Raw genomic sequence first — 17,099 nt, forward strand, 5'->3', positions numbered from 1 at the left:
TCCCCTTCTTATCCGTCATTCCTGTAGTTGTTAAGTATCCGGCAAAAGTTTTTCGGTATTCGAAGACCTGCGAGGTTTCCTAAACCTCAGAGGTCTGATGCCGGATTTATACTTGGAGATTTATGTCCGGGTACTTATTCAGGCTCCCTGTTTTCAAGGCATCGGAAAAATTGCCAAACTGTAAGTTTGGCACTCCGGATAATCATTCCATAAAATTAATCGCTGATTGCTTTTAAATCCAGCCTGTTTGCAATATCCTCAGACGTCCGCCTCACAAACTGCTCAAAATCCTCTCCTTCCAGCGGCTTTCCGGGAGCCGGTACTTTCTCAAGGTCATCGGGACGGACAAGCGTGGGAGCGTTCACAAGCTCCGGTTTGGGAGACACTTCAAATTCCGCCGGAAATTTGTTTTCAAAATACATCTCCTGAAATCCGGAAAATTTCAGGGCATGGGCTGTTGAATCAATAATTGCCACATCTTTTTCATCAATAATCCCCTGTTTTCGTGCTTCCACAAGACCGGCCAGGGATTCGCCCCCGTGAGTGCAGGCGATATGCCCGTTGTGGTTTGCCAGCAGTTCCCAGTCCATAATGGCCTGTTCTGTGACTTCGACAAAGAAGACGTTTTGTCTGTCTGATTTCTGATTATAAAGGTCAGCCAGATGAATCACCCGGGGCATGGAAACCGGATTGCCGATCATGGCGGCCTGGGCCACACTCGGCTTTACCGTGACCGGAACGAATTTCCGCTTTTCTGCGTCTGTCTCCTGGTAATACAGATAAACCGGATTGGCATGTTCTGACTGCACACCGATGATCTTTGGCAAGGCATTGATCACGCCTGTTTCATAGAACTTGAGAAATCCGCTCATGACAGCCGTGATATTGCCTGCGTTGCCGATAGGCACAATAATGACCTTGTTCTCCATGTCATATTCAAAATCCTGTGCGATTTCATAGGAATAGGACTCCTGCCCCAGAATTCTCCAGGCATTTTTGGAATTTAAAAGGGCCACATTATAATTTTCTGCCAGACGCTCCACCACCTTCATGCAGTCGTCAAACACACCGGGAATTTCGAAAACAGACGCTCCGCTTCCCAGCGGCTGGGAAAGCTGCTGGGGTGTCACTTTTTTGTGGGGAAGAAGCACGGCAGATTTGATATGCGGTTTAAGATAAGACGCATAGAGCGCGGCAGAGGCGGATGTATCACCTGTGGACGCGCATATGGCCAGCACATCGGAAACCAGCCCGCTTTGCACCAGAAAATGAATATAGCTCAGAGCACTCGCCATTCCCCGGTCTTTGAACGATGCGCTGGGATTTTGTCCGTCATTTTTAAAATAAAATTTCCCCCCTGCCTTTTCCTGCATAAACGCATTGGCTTCCACAACAGGCGTGTGTCCTTCGCCCAGCCAGACCACAGCCTCGGGGGGAATAACCGGGCCGATAAACTCGTGATAAAGATAAATTCCCTTTAAGGCCGGAATTTTCAGCATCTTACGATAATCGAAAATCTGCTGCCACAGGGTCCCCGGAATATCTTTTAATCGGTCAAAATGACTGTCATAAATAAGAAGCACCTGGCCGCAGGCCGGACAGGTGTAAAGTAATTTTTCAATGCCATATTCCAAACCACAGCCCAGACAGCGATAGACCATCTGTCCTTTTTGCTTCGGAATAATGTAAGGTCGGATTTCTTTTGGAAAATTTTCTGTTTTCATCATGCTATCCTTAAATTGGGTGAGTTGTCCGTTATTCGCTGCCTGTTAACCGCCGCAATAAACCACAGACCACGGACAACAGACATCTGTATGTGTTAAATTCAATGTTTGATGGAAAATGTCCGGTTTGTCAAGTCAGGAATGGAGGCCGAACTTTTTGTCACTCGACAATCAAGTTTTTTGCCCCGGTTCGGACAAAAAATTTGTCATTCCGTTTGACGACCCGACTGAACTCGCCGAAATCTGAAATAAGAAACAATAAAACTAAAGATCAGGGATAACAATTTAAAATCACGAAATTTTCAATTTTCAATTCCCAATTCCCGGTTCAAGAAAGGGAAGTTGCTTGACAAATTCCGTAAAAAAAGAGAATATTCACTTGTCTGAGAGCGATTATAATTTCCTGTACAGACAAAAAATAGTGATGAGGTAGAAAAAAATATGGAACAAAATTTAGCACATTGTTTAAAATGGCACTGGTTCAGTTCAATGGGATTTTCCGGAAAAATCGCCTGAAACCCTCTGAAAACACAGCGAATTTCCGGAAAACCGGAGGTGCCTTCAACTATCTGATTTTACAGGGATTCCCATTGAACTGAACCAGTATCCAATTATTTAAAGGAGAATATTTGTGACTGAACCTTTTTATATTACAACACCGATTTATTATGTAAATGCAAGACCTCATCTGGGACATGCATATACAACGATTATTGCTGATATTACATCCAGGTTTCATTCCATGCTCGGATCTGAAACATTTTTTCTTACGGGTACGGATGAACATGGCGACAAAATCATACGTGCCGCGAAAGAGGAAAATCTGAGTCCCCGGGCATATGTTGACAATATCAGCGGACTTTACAGTGACCTCTGGCCTAAACTGAATATTAAATATAATAAATTTATACGCACCACTGATCCCGCACATATGGCAGTAGTGGAACAGATACTTCAGAAAATCTATGATTCGGGTGATATTTATTTCAGCGAATATGAGGGACTTTACTGTTTCGGATGCGAACGCTTTTACACAGAGCGTGAACTGGTTGACGGGAAATGCCCTGATCATGAAACAAAGCCGGAGGTGATCAAAGAATCCAACTATTTCTTTAAAATGAGTAAATATCAGGACTGGCTCATTGAACACATTCAGACACATCCGGATTTCATACGTCCTGAACGCTATAAAAATGAAGTGCTGGCTTTTCTGAGAGAACCGCTCGAAGATCTGTGCATATCCCGTCCCAAGACACGCCTGAAATGGGGAATTACGTTACCTTTTGATGATGATTATGTTACATATGTGTGGTTTGACGCGCTGTTAAATTATGTTTCCGCACTGGGATACCCGGACGGTGAGTTGTTTAAAAAATACTGGCCCCATGTCCGGCATATTACCGCCAAAGATATTTTAAAACCCCATGGTATTTATTGGCCCATCATGCTCAAGGCCGCGGGAATTCCGGTGTATAATCAGTTGAATGTTCACGGATACTGGAATGTTGATGAAAGCAAGATGTCCAAAAGCCTCGGAAATGTCATTGATCCTCTTCAGCTCAGAAACATTTACGGACTGGATGCATTTCGCTTCTTTCTGACACGGGATATGGTTTTCGGGCTGGATTCCAATTTCAGCGAAACTGCTCTGATTCAGCGCATTAATGCGGAGTTGGCAAATGATCTGGGGAATCTGTTCTCCCGGGTGCTTGCAATGGTTCATAAATACTTCAAAGGAATTGTTCCTGAAATGGACCCTGATGTTGAGCAGGAACTACAGTTTGGTCTGAAACCCGATGCGCTGAAAGCTGTTGACAACTTTGCAGAGGAAATGAACGACTTTGCATTTCACAAGGGGCTGATCGCCGTATGGGAATTTATCGGCAAGATGAACAAATATGTTGATGTGACAGCCCCGTGGGTTCTTGCAAAGCAAAAATCAAGCAGAAAACAGCTTGAAGTGGTAATGTATAACCTCCTTGAAGGACTCCGAGTTGTATCGGGTCTTATTTATCCTGTCATGCCGGACACAGCCATTATAATGCAGAAGCATCTCGGGGTGATGGATCCGGAAAGCGGGGAAAAGCCTTTTTATCATCTGGATACGCTCAGAACCTGGAAAACCATAACTCCGGGCATAAAACTTCCGAAATCAACTGCCCTTTTTCCGAGAATTGATATTAAAAAAATGAAAGCAGAGATGGCTGAGAAAGTGCCTGATGAATCCGGCCCAAAACCTGAGATCAAGCCTGAGATTTCCATGGAAACATTTGCTGAAGTTGATCTCAGGGTCGCCACGGTGATTCATGCGGAAGCCATTCCCAGGGCAAAGAAACTCCTGAAACTGGAAGTTGATATCGGTGAGAAAAGAACCATCGTGGCAGGTATTGCTCAGAATTATACACCCGAAGAGATGGTGGGAAAGCAGGTCATTATTGTGGCAAATCTGAAGCCTGCCAAATTAATGGGCGTTCTGTCCAAAGGAATGCTGATTGCGGCTGTTGATGACAACGGATGCACAGTTGCAACTCTGGATAAGCAAGTAAAGGCTGGAACACGCCTGAGCTGAAATTCAGTTTTTTGAGATAAAGATGTGCAGCTTGTAATGCCACAAAGACACGAAGGTGCGAAGTCCCACGAAGGTTTTTTTGTGTGTCTTTGTGCCTTCGTGTCTTTTCAGCCTTTTGATACGGTACAAAGTCCGAATCGTCAGTTGTATGATTTACCGCACTCTGTTTGACTTTTTTATTTGATAAAAAAAACGCTTAATCTGTCATTGGAAGCGGGCAAAAAAGTTCCATTTCACTCTGCTTTTTTTGTCGCTTAATTCACCGGTTATATTTTTTCAAGGTAACTACTCAGGAAAATTTAATCTTCGCATCTCTCCCGAACTTCATGAACGACTGGCTGTCGTTACCGAAGCCGAGGGAAAGACGCTGAGTTCATTGGCACGGGAAGCATTACAAAAGTTCGTTCAACAGACTGGCTGCCCCATTACTGAACCGCACATTAAAAAGTTGGAAAACATGATAAGCCGATTTCTGAAAACACACCGTGAGAAGCTAAGGAATGAGCATGAAATAATATGCCCATTTTGATTTTTATATGTTAAAAAATTGCGTAATCCTGTAAAGTGTATTTCAAAATCACTTTATCAAAAGGAGATTATTATGCAACCCTATTCCTTAGAAGTAGAAGAAATCATGCGGCGATACTATGAGAGTCTGAATGAAAAAGACCGCCGGCGATATGCCGGTATTGAAGCTTTGAAATTGGGACATGGCGGACAAAATTATATTGCCAAAGTCTTGGGTTGCAGCAGGCGGACTGTGCGCAAAGGAGCGATCGAAGTAAGCGGCCTGCCCGGACACATCGTAGCAAAACAAATTGGAAAATCTCCTGCTGAATCTTCTGAAATACGTAAAAAAGGTGGCGGACGCAAACAGTATCTGACTGAGCACCCTGAAATAGACGAGCAGTTTTTGAATGTGGTGCGTGAGCATACAGCAGGAGATCCGATGGATGAAAAGGTACGATGGACAAATCTGAGGGAGTGGGAAATCGCGGAGGCTCTGGAAAAAAAATACGGAGTAAAAGTGAGTCGTAACATTGTCCGTCAATTGCTCAAAAAGCATGACTATCGGTTGCGTAAAGCTCAGAAACGCAAACCTATGAAAAAAAACGTACCAGATCGCGACGCTCAGTTTGACAATATTTTGAAACTCAGATCAGAATACCGGAAGGCCGGTAATCCCGTTATCAGCATGGATACCAAGAAAAAAGAATATCTTGGAAATTTTTACAGGAAAGGCCGACTATATACGCTGGAGGAATTGCAAGTTTTCGATCATGATTTTACAAGTTTTGCCGAAGGTGTCATAATTCCGCATTGTTTTTATGACCTGCGACTCAATATCGGGTATGTTCAGGTGGGAACAAGTCATGATACCAGTGAATTTGCCTGTGACAGTTTCCGTCATTGGTGGTATGGTTACGGTTGCCGAATATATCCAAATGCCACGTCAGTTTTGATATTGTGCGATGGTGGCGGCAGCAACAGTTCCCGACATTACCTTTTCAAACAAGATTTACAAATTCTGGCGGATGAAATCGGGATTGAAATCCGAATCGCTCATTACCCGCCCTATTGTTCCAAATTTAATCCGATCGAACATCGCCTGTTTCCTCATATTACTCGTGCGTGTCAGGGAGTAATCTTTTCAAGTTTGGAGGTGGTGACTGATCTGATAGCCAAAACACATACCAAAAAAGGTTTAAAAGTCTTTGTCCATGTTATTGATAAAGTCTATGAAACCGGTCGAAAAGTTGCTGAAACTTTTAAATCAGAAATGCGAATTGTATTCGACAAAATTTTACCCAAATGGAATTATCGTGCAATTCCAATAAATTAAAATGGGAAAGTTATTTAATACCGATTCCTAAAATTGAAACTCATAAAAAATTGATAAGGAAGTTTGCAATGGATGAAAAAAACAAAGCAATTTTAGATGAATATTTAATTAATATTTCAATTTTTTATACGACGGTTACAGAATGGATGAAAGATAAATCATTATTCTGTGAGGAAAAAGATTATAACATAAACGAAAAAGCATCAGGCGACTATGTAACTAAAAAACTGGTTATTTTCAGAGACACAGGTAACCAGATTGCAGAAATCTGTCCTGTCGGAGCATGGGTGATTGGCGCGAACGGACGAATTGACTTAATAGGTGACTTTGATCGGCAGATTCTTATATATTTAAAAAAAGATTTGAAAACAAAGGGTTCGACAGCAGTATCTTCTGATGAAGAACAGTGTGATGTATCAGAAATCAGTCATTCTCTTTATAAGGGGTTCGGGCAGGACGGATGGTATTGGATTGAAGACAAACGACTTGGCAAAGCTCATGCTGTAAACAAAGAATTATTCTTTGATTTATTGGCGGAGGTATCCGATTATGAGTTTTGAAACTCCGCTTGACCGGATATGGGAATCATATCAGGTGATGTGTGACTGCCTTAAAATTGCCCAACGGGGTGTAGTTGAAAAAAATATGCGCCTTTTAAACAAAACCGGCTTCTGGAGCAGTTCGGAAGAAGAGGCAAGAATGCAGATTAAAAAAGGCAGAAGCGATGCAAATGATTATGTCATTTTATCTCTATGGGCGGCATTTGAAAGAATTATAACGGAATATCTGCTAATACAGGGGCGTAAGATTTTAGACAGTCCTCCGACCGAATTCAATCAGAAAGTTTATCGGAAAATAGAACATGAAATGGAATATTGGAAACCAGATGATATCCTCAATATGTTCAAATCAGTTATTGATTCCAGTCTGATAGGACAAGCCAAACAGATAAAGCAGTATCGGGACTGGGTGGCTCACCGTAATATCAGCAAAGGTGCTCCCGCAAATGTTCCGCCAAAGAAAGCATATGAAATACTGTCTGAAATTCTTTACAGATTAGAAAATCATCCTGATGTTGATACAAATTAAAAAATTGTGAAACCCGATGTGTACTACACCACTTTGAAAGTCCGTGTGAGTCCCCTTATGACTCTGGCGGGTCATGTAAAATCAGCCTTCCGGCTTCCCGAAGGGGGGGCATGTATTTACAAAGTGGTGTAGTACTCTTTTGCGCCAGTTATCATTTATACGAAAAACAGAGTGAAACGATGAAATGGATTCTGCTGACAATTATTTTAGGGCTTATACCAATATCGTTCGGCATGATTTTTGCACAGCCGGACGGAAATGCCCGGCATTTCCGCATTTTGGAGAAATTGTTTCCGAAAAACGCCCGGCGGACATTTCGGGATTTCAGTTTTCCGGATATATGAATTCAGTTAGTTACAAATATACGCAAAAATCGTGCCGAACGGTATTGGGCTTATACCATTTCTCTAATGAAATTATACATTGATTATGTCCATAACTTCATTCGATAAGGAACATTTATTGTATAATTGCAACAGTGAATCGGTATTACATTGACAGGGTGTGACAAATCAGAATTCGGACTTTTAATGATATCTTTGGAAAAGAAAGATGAAACCAGACAGGTAAAGTACAACAAATATACGGGTGAGGCATGGTGGGCGAGCAATACTTCCTGGAAAAAAATCAAAGAGATGGAAAAAAGTATCCGGGAAATCATGGAAATATACTTCGGGTATATGGAAGGCATTTACCATTGAACATGACCAATAGCGAAACGTATAAATAACAGGCTGGTGCGGACATCTCTGAGTTTGGCTGAAAAACGCTGAATTCAACGTCGCACACAACCCGGCCTTATCGAAACAGACAAGTTCACTAGGAATGAACAATGTCAGCTGATCGAAATTTTGTTCTGATTCTTTGATTTTTCTGATCTGCTGAATAAGGTTCTCATTCCTGGTAATATCGTCTCAACACCGTACCTTAAGGACAGGAGATGCGAAATCAAGACAGATGTACCCTCTCGTTTCCATGCACTGGTATGGGCACAGGAGGGAAATACAGAAGCAAAAGAATGAAAAAAAGGACTTCGGTTCAGCGTCCTGAATTGCTGATTCCCCGTTCCAACTGGAAATATTATCGTTCAAATGTGAAGAGCAGAAATGTCAGAAAAAAACCCTTGGCATCCGTTTGCAGAAAGATATTTAAATATGCGACATCGCTCTTTCTTTTGTTTGTTGTTATTTACGGAATATCAGGCGGAGCAGTGTATCACTACATGCCGACACGGCCTGATGATTTTTCAAATATGCTCTCTGAGGAAGAAAGCAAATCTGACAATCCTCTCCTCAATGATGAGCGATCCATTGGTAAGAAAGATATCCGGACGTTGCTGGATAGCAGACGTTTTATTAATATCAGAAATAAGCAATTTGATTTTATTTCTGAAGGGCATTGTTTTCAGGTAGATACAACGCTTGATATTCCTTTGCAGAATTTTCTGTTAGAGAAGTTAGACAGATCCACAGCCAGATATATCGGGATTGTGGCAATGGAACCCTATACAGGCAGGGTTCTTTCAATGGTAAGTTTTGATGAAAATGATCCGTACAATAATCTTTGTACTGACAGCAGGTTTCCCGCTGCAAGCGTTTTTAAAATCGTAACCGCAGCAGCCGTGATTGAAAAATGCGGTTTTAATTCCGACTCTAAAATTGCATACAGCGGCGGGAAACATACATTATACAAATCTCAGCTGAAAAAAAAATCAAAAAGAAGAAGAATGAGAGATATAACGCTTCGAGATTCTTTTGCCCAGTCAGTCAATCCTGTTTTCGGAAAAATCGGTGTGCATTATCTTGGAAAAGATGCCCTTGAAGCATATGCCGATGCTTTCGGATTTAATCAGGATATCGGTTTTGAAATTCCGGTCGCGCCCAGCATGATTACGGTTTTTGATGATCCTTATCATTGGGCCGAAGTTGCCAGCGGATTTAACCGGGAAACAACAATATCCCCTCTTCACGGGGCATTGATGGTCTCGACGATACTGAATCATGGCAGGCTGGTAGAACCGGTCCTTGTGGAGGAGATACTGGACGACAATGGCAAACTTCTGTATCAGAGCGAGCCTGTCACCCTTAACCGGGTGATTACCTCTGACGCGTCAAAAATCGTCAAACGCCTCATGGGGGCCACCATAGCATCCGGTACTTGCAGAAAGGCATTCAGAGGGTATAAAAAAGATACCGTCCTTTCCCGGCTCAACATCGGCGGGAAAACCGGGACCATCAGCAATAAAAAAAGAGATGCCCGTTATGACTGGTTTGTGGGTTTTGCCGAAGAAAAACAGGGACCAGGAACAATTGTCATATCAGCCGTTGTCGCACATGGCAAATATATCGGCATCAAAGCAAAGCAATATGCCCGTTTTGCAATAAAAGAATATTTTAACAATTATTTTGAAAAACAGAAAAGAGTTCAAAATTGAGAATTGAGGGCAGGATTTTATAGTTTCCCATGTCCTTTGCCAGCATCGGGCGCATTTACGACTTGGAAGAGCAGTTTTTCAGTCCCGGAAATGACTGCCCCCCCGGGCGTCTCGTGTCCGACCTTTTCTTTCACTCGGTAATCAAGTTTTTTGGGTGGTCCTGCACAAGCAGTGATGAATGAGATTCAGTGTTCCGATAATCGGGGGACTGAACAGGATTCATCACTACCTTTGCAGGACTACCGTTTTTTGATCCGATACAGCCGGACAGACTGTCATTCCCGCAAAAGCAGGAGTCAATTCATTTTTGGCCCATGCTGTGTTCAGGGATCTGTGGATTCCTGCTTTCTCAGGAATGACATAAAAAAACTGGATTATCGAGTTTCAGGGCGTTAAATGTCCGTTTGGATAAACGCTTTATTGGAAAATCCCTAATTCCCTAATCTGAAACAAACAATGCCTGAAATCCGTCATAAAACCTTACAAAAATATCTGAAAGACGTAAAGGGGCAGTTCTCTCCGACCTATCTGGTTTACGGAGAAGAATTGCTCTGCAAAACTGCTTTTAATGCGCTGCTGGATGCGCTGATTCCTGTTTCGGAACGCAGTCTTAATTATGAACCTGTTGACAATGATAATATTTACGAAGCCATTGAACGGGTCAACACCTTTTCACTTTTATCCGGCATAAAGGTGGTGGCCCTTTGTGACTCACAGATATTCTATTCAAAACAGAATGACATCATTTTTCTTGAAAAAGCAAAGGACGCTTATGATAAAAAGAATATGAAAAAGGCTGCGAAATACATGGCCAGCCTTCTGGGTGTGCTGAATCTTTCCTTTGATGATGTGGACAGCCAGGCAAACCGAAGCAAGAATTTAAAACTGGATTCGGAACTGCTGAATGAGGACAAGTGGCTGGATGAAATTATCAGTCATTGCGCGGACAGTAAGATATCCGTAAGTGTTGCAAAAGATAATGCCGGAGAGTTGCAGAAAGCCATTGAAAAAGGTTTTCCAGAAGGAAATCATCTGATTATCACCACGGATATTGCTGATAAAAGGCGAAAACTTTTCAAAGCCATAGATAAAAACGGAATGATCATTGACTGCTCGGTTCCCAAGGGAAACCTTATGGCAGATAAAAAAGAGCAGGAAATCGTTCTGCAAGAGCGGATGAAAACAATTCTGAGCCAAAATAAAAAGAAAATGGCCCGGGACGCTTACATGGCCATGTACGAAATGACCGGCTTTGATCTCCGCACATTCTCCAATAATCTGGAGAAGCTTGTCAATTATGTGGGATCCCGGGAAAATATAACCATTAAGGATGTGGAATCGGTTTTAAAACGCACAAAGCAGGATCCCATTTATGAGCTGACAAACGCGGTATCCGACCGAAACATCGGAGATGCGCTTTTTTTTATGAATTCCCTTCTTTCCGCAGGTTTTTTTCCGCTTCAGATTCTCGGTGCCATCATCAATCAGATCAGAAAAGTTTTTCTTGCCAAAGGATTTACAGAAAGTCCCCGGGGAAAATCATGGAACGCGCGGGTTTCGTACCAGCAATTTCAGAATAAAATTATGCCTGAAATTCAGGCATATGACAGGGAACTTCTGAAGCAGTTGGAAGACTGGGAAAACATGCTTTCAAAAAAAAATGAAAACGCGGGGAATGGAAAAAAGAAAAAAAAGGGGAAAAAGAAGAAACAGGCCGCAACCGATCTTCTGATTGCGAAAAATCCGAGAAGTCCGTATCCGGTCTATCTCATGCTGCTGAAATCCGAAAAATTCACAAGACAGGAACTTCTTGGCGCGATTGAGTGCCTGAGCGAAGCAGACCTGAAGCTCAAGACCACAGGACAGAATCCCAGGCTTGTGCTGGAGAGCGTCATTTTTCGCATATGCCGCGTCCGCTGAATACATTCTCATATCTTCACACTGCTACCCGACTCAATTAATACTGAGAGGTAAGCGGAGCCGAGTTTCAAAACCTCGGAAGGATAGTAGGGTGGGTGGAGCGAAGCGCAACCCACCGCACATGGTGGGTTGCGCTTCGCTCCACCCACCCTACGTTCCTTTTTTCGGGCTGTAAAACAATTTTGCAAATTGTTTGAAACAATTTGCAAAATTGTTTTACAGTAAAGTGTAAACTGTCAAATAAAGGATGCCGGATATTTTATCAAAAAAACTTATGACTCACGAGTCTGATAAGTACCCGGACATAACTTTTTGTACATCTGCCTATTTTGTCCCGGCCCCTAACTGCTCTTTAAGTTTTCCTGAATCAGAAGTCGGAGAATCACTTTCTCCAATTCTCCGTTGATAAAAGGCTTTTTTAAATATTCCCGAATCCCGCTTCTTTTGGCCTGCTCTTCTGTGATAATATCTCTGTATCCGCTACAAAGAATAATAGGAACATCGGGACGGATTCGAAGCAGTTCGCCGGCAAGTTGGATACCTGTCAGGTTTGGCATGGTCATATCGGTGATAATAAGGTCAAAATCATCAGGCGCGTCTGAAAAAGCTCTCAGCGCCTGCCTGCTGTCAGTATATGCCTTAACCTCATATCCCCAATTTTTCAATTTCATTTCAATGAGTTGGGCAATAGGTTCCTCATCATCCACGACCAGGATACTGCCAGTCCCTTTTGGCTGCGGTTCATGTTCAAATCTTTCCTCATGAAACCGCGGACTGTCGGCCCTGTGAACAGGAAAAAAAATATGAAACGTGGTTCCTTGTCCGAATTCGCTATGGACACTGATTGCGCCTCTGTGTTCCTGAACAATGCCGTAAACCATGGAAAGACCGAGACCTGTTCCTTCGCCAATTTTTTTTGTTGTGAAATAGGGGTCGAATATCTTTGTCATGACGGCCTCATTCATGCCATGGCCTGTGTCACTCACGGTCAGCCGCACATATCGTCCCGGACTCAGGTCAGGATACCTGGCAGCTTGTTCAGCGTCAATTTCTGTTTCCGCCAGTTTTAGTTCAAGCACACCGCCATCATCGCGCATGGCATGGTACGCGTTCGTGCAGAGGTTCATGATCACCTGATGAATCTGAATGGACGCGGCCAAGATGGGACTGCATTTGCTGTCTATGCTCTGCTGAATATTAATCGTTGACGGCAGTGTGCCTCGCAGCAGTTTTGATACTTCCCTGAGTACGGTCTGCATCCGAATGGGATGTTGCTCCAGATCCGTCTTTCGGCCAAAAGCCAAAATTTGTTCTATAAGCTCGGCAGCTCTTTTCCCGGCTTCATCAACCCGTTTAAGATATCGGGATATCTCGCTCTCAGGAGGGAGATTCGCCATTGCCAATTCAGTATATCCCATGATCGAAAATAAAATATTGTTGAAATCATGGGAAATACCGCCTGCAAGCGTTCCGATGGCCTCTAATTTCTGGGCCTGGCGCAGTTGGGTCTCCAATTCCACTTCTCTGGTCACATCGCGCGACACACATACAAAATTAACAATCTTGCCTGTGCTGTCAGACACCGGAGAAATCGCCGACTCTGCCTTATACAACTGACCATCTTTCCGCTTATGAGTAAACACCCCCCGCCACGTCTTTCCCTGTCGGATATTTTTCCAGATATTTTTATAGGAAACCGATTCCCCCTTTTTTCCGATTCCTTTGTATCCTCCTTTTTCCAACATCCTGATATCCTGTCCGAGCGATTCCTCACGAGAATAGCCTGTGTGATGTTCAAAAGCAGGGTTGACATAAAGGATATTCCCTTTGGGATCGGTAATGATAAAGACTTCGGAGGCCTGCTCAATGGCTGTCATCAGTCGCTTCCGGTCTTCCTCAACCCTTATCCGTTCCGAACTTTCTTCCCGGAGTTTTCTGGCGGAATCTGACAGTTTCTCGGTGCTTTCATGAAGCGTGCGTTCGAGATAGTCACGATGGCGTTTCAGCTCCAAATGTGTCCGCACCCTTGCGTTGACTTTGGCCGGAATGAGGGGTTTGGTGATGTAATCCACAGCGCCGGATTCAAATCCCCGGGCTTCGCTGCCATCTTCGCCCATTGCTGTAATGAAAACCACAGGAATTCCCCAGGTTTTTTTGTCTGCCTTCAATTTTTTACAGACCTCATATCCGTCCATATTCGGCATGATAATATCCAGCAGGATCAGATCAGGAGGTTCTTCAGACGCGGCGCATTCAATGGCTTCGGCCCCGCTCGTAGCCACAATGATATAATAGTCTTCCTCTAAGATTTCCACCAATGTTCTGATATTACTTGGCTCGTCATCCACAATCAATATTTTTTGCCTCTGAAAATCATTATCCATCTCTCCTCCGTGTGTTGTCCGAGGGTCCGCTTTTGCATTCAGGAATCTGTTCAGTTTTTTTTATGTATGATTCTCATCAGATCAAAAAACTTCGCAGTTCCGAACTCAGGCGGCGGCCTGTCTCATGAGCAAAGGTGTTCTGTTCTTACAAAGACCGCCTGAATGCGAAACTGTGAACATGGCCTGAAATTTAAGTCATTTCCGATCTGCTGATTCTGACGAGCTTATACGCCGTATAGATTCCAATACCCGGGTCAGCGCATTTTCAAAAGCATCCAGTTTAAAAAAGATGAATTCCCTGTTTCCATGTCTGATCTCCAGTTCCAGTTCCTTTGACGCCTCATGCAGATCTTTTGCGGAAATATTACCAGCTATGCCCTTGAGACTGTGAGTCAGTTTCAGGGCAGACGTGACATCACCTTTTTTCAGGGAACTCCGGATATCGTCGGCCGCATTCATATAATTTTCAAGAAACTTAATCAGAAGTTCCCTGAAGAGCTTTTTATTTCCGCCGAGTCTTTCCAGACCGGATTTAATATCAATGCCGGGCAGGCTGTACGGAAATTGGAAACAGGAATCATGAGTTTCGGGTTTCTGGTTTCCAGTTTCCAGTTTCAAATTTCCAGCTTCCGGCTTTATCCATCGGGCCAGGGTGGAAAATAGCTGAACAACGTCTATTGGTTTAGTTACATAGTCATTCATTCCGGCTTGAAAACATTTTTCTCTGTCGCTTTTCATGGCATGGGCGGTCATGGCAATGACAGGTGTCTTATCTCCTGAACTCCGGATAATTTTTGTTGCTTCAAGTCCGTTCTTTTCCGGCATTTCCAGGTCCATAAGCACAGCATCATAAGAACATCTGGAAACCGCTTCAATCGCATCTTTTCCGTTATTGGCGATCTTCACAATTATACCGGCGCGTTCAAGTATCTCCGTGGCGATTTGTTGGTTAATGGTATTATCCTCAACCAAAAGCACCCGTGCGCCTTTGAATTTATTTATAACTTTGTTTTTCCTATGCTGCGCTTTTTTCCCCGGGAATTTTTCCAGGGGCTTCCGTTTCCCCGTATCAGCCTGAGAGCGCACCTCAAAGTTTGCGGTAAAATAAAAAATACTTCCCTTCCCTGGTTTGCTTTCCGCCCAAATGTCCCCGCCCATCATTTTCACCAGATGTTTGCAAATGATCAGCCCGAGACTTTTAATACCACCGTATTTTTGTGTGACATCATCATGCTGTGTAAAAGGCGAAAAAAGGCTCCGCAGCTGCTCATGGGGTATCCCGATACCAGTATCTCCGACCGAAAACCTGAGCATGACCTGATTGTCAGGTTGTAAATTACAAATTGAGGATTTGACTTCTTTACGCTGAGTTGTAACCCATGCCTCATAACCCGTAACCCGCTCCGCCTTAATGACGATTTCGCCTTTGTTCGTAAATTTAAGCGCATTTTCTGTCAGATTTATGAGAATCTGCCCAAGCCGCTGAGAATCTCCCATCAATGCGGAAGGCACATCTTTGGCAATGGAAATAATGATTTCAATTTCCTTCTCAGCAGCCTTTCCGGAAAATATCTCGGACAGATCCTCCAGTACATCATTTAAATCAAAACGTTCCGGCTCCAGTTCCAGTTTGCCTGCTTCGATTTTGGAAAAATCCAGAATATCGTTTATAACTCCGAAAAGAACCCGGGCGGAAATGCCTATTTTGTTCAGATAATCCCGCTGTCTTTCAGTCAGATCGGTTTTCAGCGCAAGATCGGCCAGCCCCATGATGGCACCCATCGGTGTTCTGACCTTATGGCTCATGCTGGCTAAAAAATCAGTCCCTTTGCCGGCAATACCGGGAATATTTTTTTGTTCTGTATTTTTACGGAGGTGTTCCTCCATCTCATTAAATGCCTCGGCCAGTTCACCGATTTCATCTTTTTGTTTAAGATATATCCGCGCATCTGAATTTCCCCGGGTCAGGGTGCGAATGGCCGTGACCACCTGACAAATCGGCCGGGTGAATATCCTGGCTGTCAGCGTCCCTGCAATGATTGCCAGAATAAAACCCATAAGAGAACTGAACATAATCATCCGAAATGCGTCTTCTCTTCCTTGTTCAATACCATCTGATGTCATGGCAGTTGATAATATTCCGACGATCTGATCCTCCCGGTTTCGAAGCGAAGCATAAGTGGTGGTATAAAAATGAGAGCCGATATTTTCCTGTCGTTGGACAGGCAGGAATTCCAAGCCCTTCCATAAAAGTTCAAAATCGGAACCATCTCCCCATAGCTGGGTGAGGGGTTCTCCGCTCTGATCTCGAAGTGTACTTACAATACGACAGCAGTTCCTTTTCCCGGGATCTGACCGGGGAATAAAGATAAATGTCACTTCTGCCTGAATCCATCCTTTAATTACCTGAAAAAATTGTGCATTGAGCGGATTCGTGACAATGACGGCCCCCACGGGTCTCAGGCTTTGATAATCCACAACAGGACATGAGGCTTTAAACGCAAGTCCCTCCGACGCGACAACATAATCTGATTGTTTCTCCAGTTCCAGAGTTTCGGAGACAATAGGATCCTGAGAATCTGTAAAAAATTTTTTTGCCGAACTTTCCCCTGTATAAGTACGGCCAAGGAGTTGTTTTTTGCTGTTAAATACTTCCACAATGGCTGTGAGAAACAAATCCTGTCTGACGTCAATATCGGATTGTATTTCAGCCTGCCTTTTTTTGTCAGTGAGTTTTTCCTTTATTTCACCTGTTTTCGCCAGCAGCGTTGCAATATTTTTGGCATGTTTTGCGTGTTCGGTCATTATGATTTTGGCATTTTTCAATGCCTGCACCCCGGCCTCCTGAAGCTCTCTTTCTATTCGGTCTGCGGAAATCCGCATATTTATAAGTGTGATGACAGCCATCGGCACAATAATGATTGCAACAAAAATTAATACCAGTTTGAACATAATGGAAAATTTCATGAAATGGAATATCTCCCGCTCCTCCGAATAAATCGTTCTCTGGTCCCCGCGTTGCTTCTGACGAAAACGCGGCCGGCAAAAACAATACAGCGCAGCATTTTTAAAACCGATATTTTGTTCATGAAAAATTTCCTTTTCCCCTTTCCTGACCTGCCCCCGGCACGACAGC

The 17,099-nt window shown here is 43.4% G+C and carries 11 protein-coding genes; 8 read left to right on the forward strand and 3 right to left on the reverse strand.

From position 1 onward, the window contains the following. Window positions 1–215: 215 nt before the first annotated feature. Window positions 216–1,724 carry a threonine synthase gene (gene thrC / locus dnm_RS19265; protein WP_207683710.1) on the reverse strand — a complete coding sequence of 503 codons (1,509 nt, stop codon included), beginning with the start codon at window positions 1,722–1,724 and terminating at the stop codon, window positions 216–218. 631 nt (window positions 1,725–2,355) lie between these two features. Here thrC and metG point away from each other — a divergent pair. From metG to holA, 8 genes are all read left to right on the forward strand, one after another. Next, window positions 2,356–4,293, forward strand: a complete 1,938-nt coding sequence (gene metG / locus dnm_RS19270; protein ID WP_207678533.1) for a methionine--tRNA ligase — start codon at window positions 2,356–2,358, stop codon at window positions 4,291–4,293. Between the two features lie 247 nt (window positions 4,294–4,540). Beyond that, window positions 4,541–4,822, forward strand: coding sequence for a toxin-antitoxin system HicB family antitoxin (locus tag dnm_RS31665; RefSeq protein WP_207678534.1), 282 nt, complete (start codon window positions 4,541–4,543; stop codon window positions 4,820–4,822). 72 nt (window positions 4,823–4,894) lie between these two features. Next, window positions 4,895–6,136, forward strand: a complete 1,242-nt coding sequence (locus tag dnm_RS19280; RefSeq protein WP_246555998.1) for an ISAzo13 family transposase — start codon at window positions 4,895–4,897, stop codon at window positions 6,134–6,136. A gap of 68 nt (window positions 6,137–6,204) precedes the next feature. Further along, window positions 6,205–6,696 (forward strand): hypothetical protein, encoded by a 492-nt coding sequence (locus tag dnm_RS19285; protein WP_207678535.1) that lies wholly within the window; start codon window positions 6,205–6,207, stop codon window positions 6,694–6,696. Then, window positions 6,686–7,225 (forward strand): hypothetical protein, encoded by a 540-nt coding sequence (locus dnm_RS19290; protein ID WP_207678536.1) that lies wholly within the window; start codon window positions 6,686–6,688, stop codon window positions 7,223–7,225. Before dnm_RS19285 ends, dnm_RS19290 begins: the two co-directional genes overlap by 11 nt. Window positions 7,226–7,755: 530 nt before the next feature. Next, window positions 7,756–7,926: a hypothetical protein gene (locus tag dnm_RS19295; RefSeq protein WP_207678537.1), complete on the forward strand. Its 171-nt coding sequence runs from the start codon at window positions 7,756–7,758 to the stop codon at window positions 7,924–7,926. Between the two features lie 317 nt (window positions 7,927–8,243). Beyond that, entirely contained in the window at window positions 8,244–9,659 is a 1,416-nt protein-coding gene (locus dnm_RS19300; protein ID WP_207678538.1) for a penicillin-binding transpeptidase domain-containing protein, read from the forward strand. A 456-nt stretch (window positions 9,660–10,115) separates the two neighbouring features. Continuing rightward, entirely contained in the window at window positions 10,116–11,579 is a 1,464-nt protein-coding gene (gene holA / locus dnm_RS19305) for a DNA polymerase III subunit delta (RefSeq protein WP_207678539.1), read from the forward strand. A gap of 341 nt (window positions 11,580–11,920) precedes the next feature. Here the strand turns inward: holA and dnm_RS19310 are convergent, their stop codons facing one another. Further along, a complete protein-coding gene (locus dnm_RS19310; RefSeq protein WP_207678540.1) occupies window positions 11,921–13,963 on the reverse strand; it encodes an ATP-binding response regulator in 2,043 nt (680 codons plus the stop codon). A gap of 195 nt (window positions 13,964–14,158) precedes the next feature. Beyond that, on the reverse strand, window positions 14,159–16,930 hold the full coding sequence (locus tag dnm_RS19315) for a response regulator (protein ID WP_207678541.1): 2,772 nt from the start codon (window positions 16,928–16,930) through the stop codon (window positions 14,159–14,161). Window positions 16,931–17,099 lie beyond the last annotated feature (169 nt).

Origin of the sequence: Desulfonema magnum (genome assembly GCF_017377395.1) — a bacterium.
Lineage (GTDB): Bacteria > Desulfobacterota > Desulfobacteria > Desulfobacterales > 4be13 > Desulfonema_C > Desulfonema_C magnum.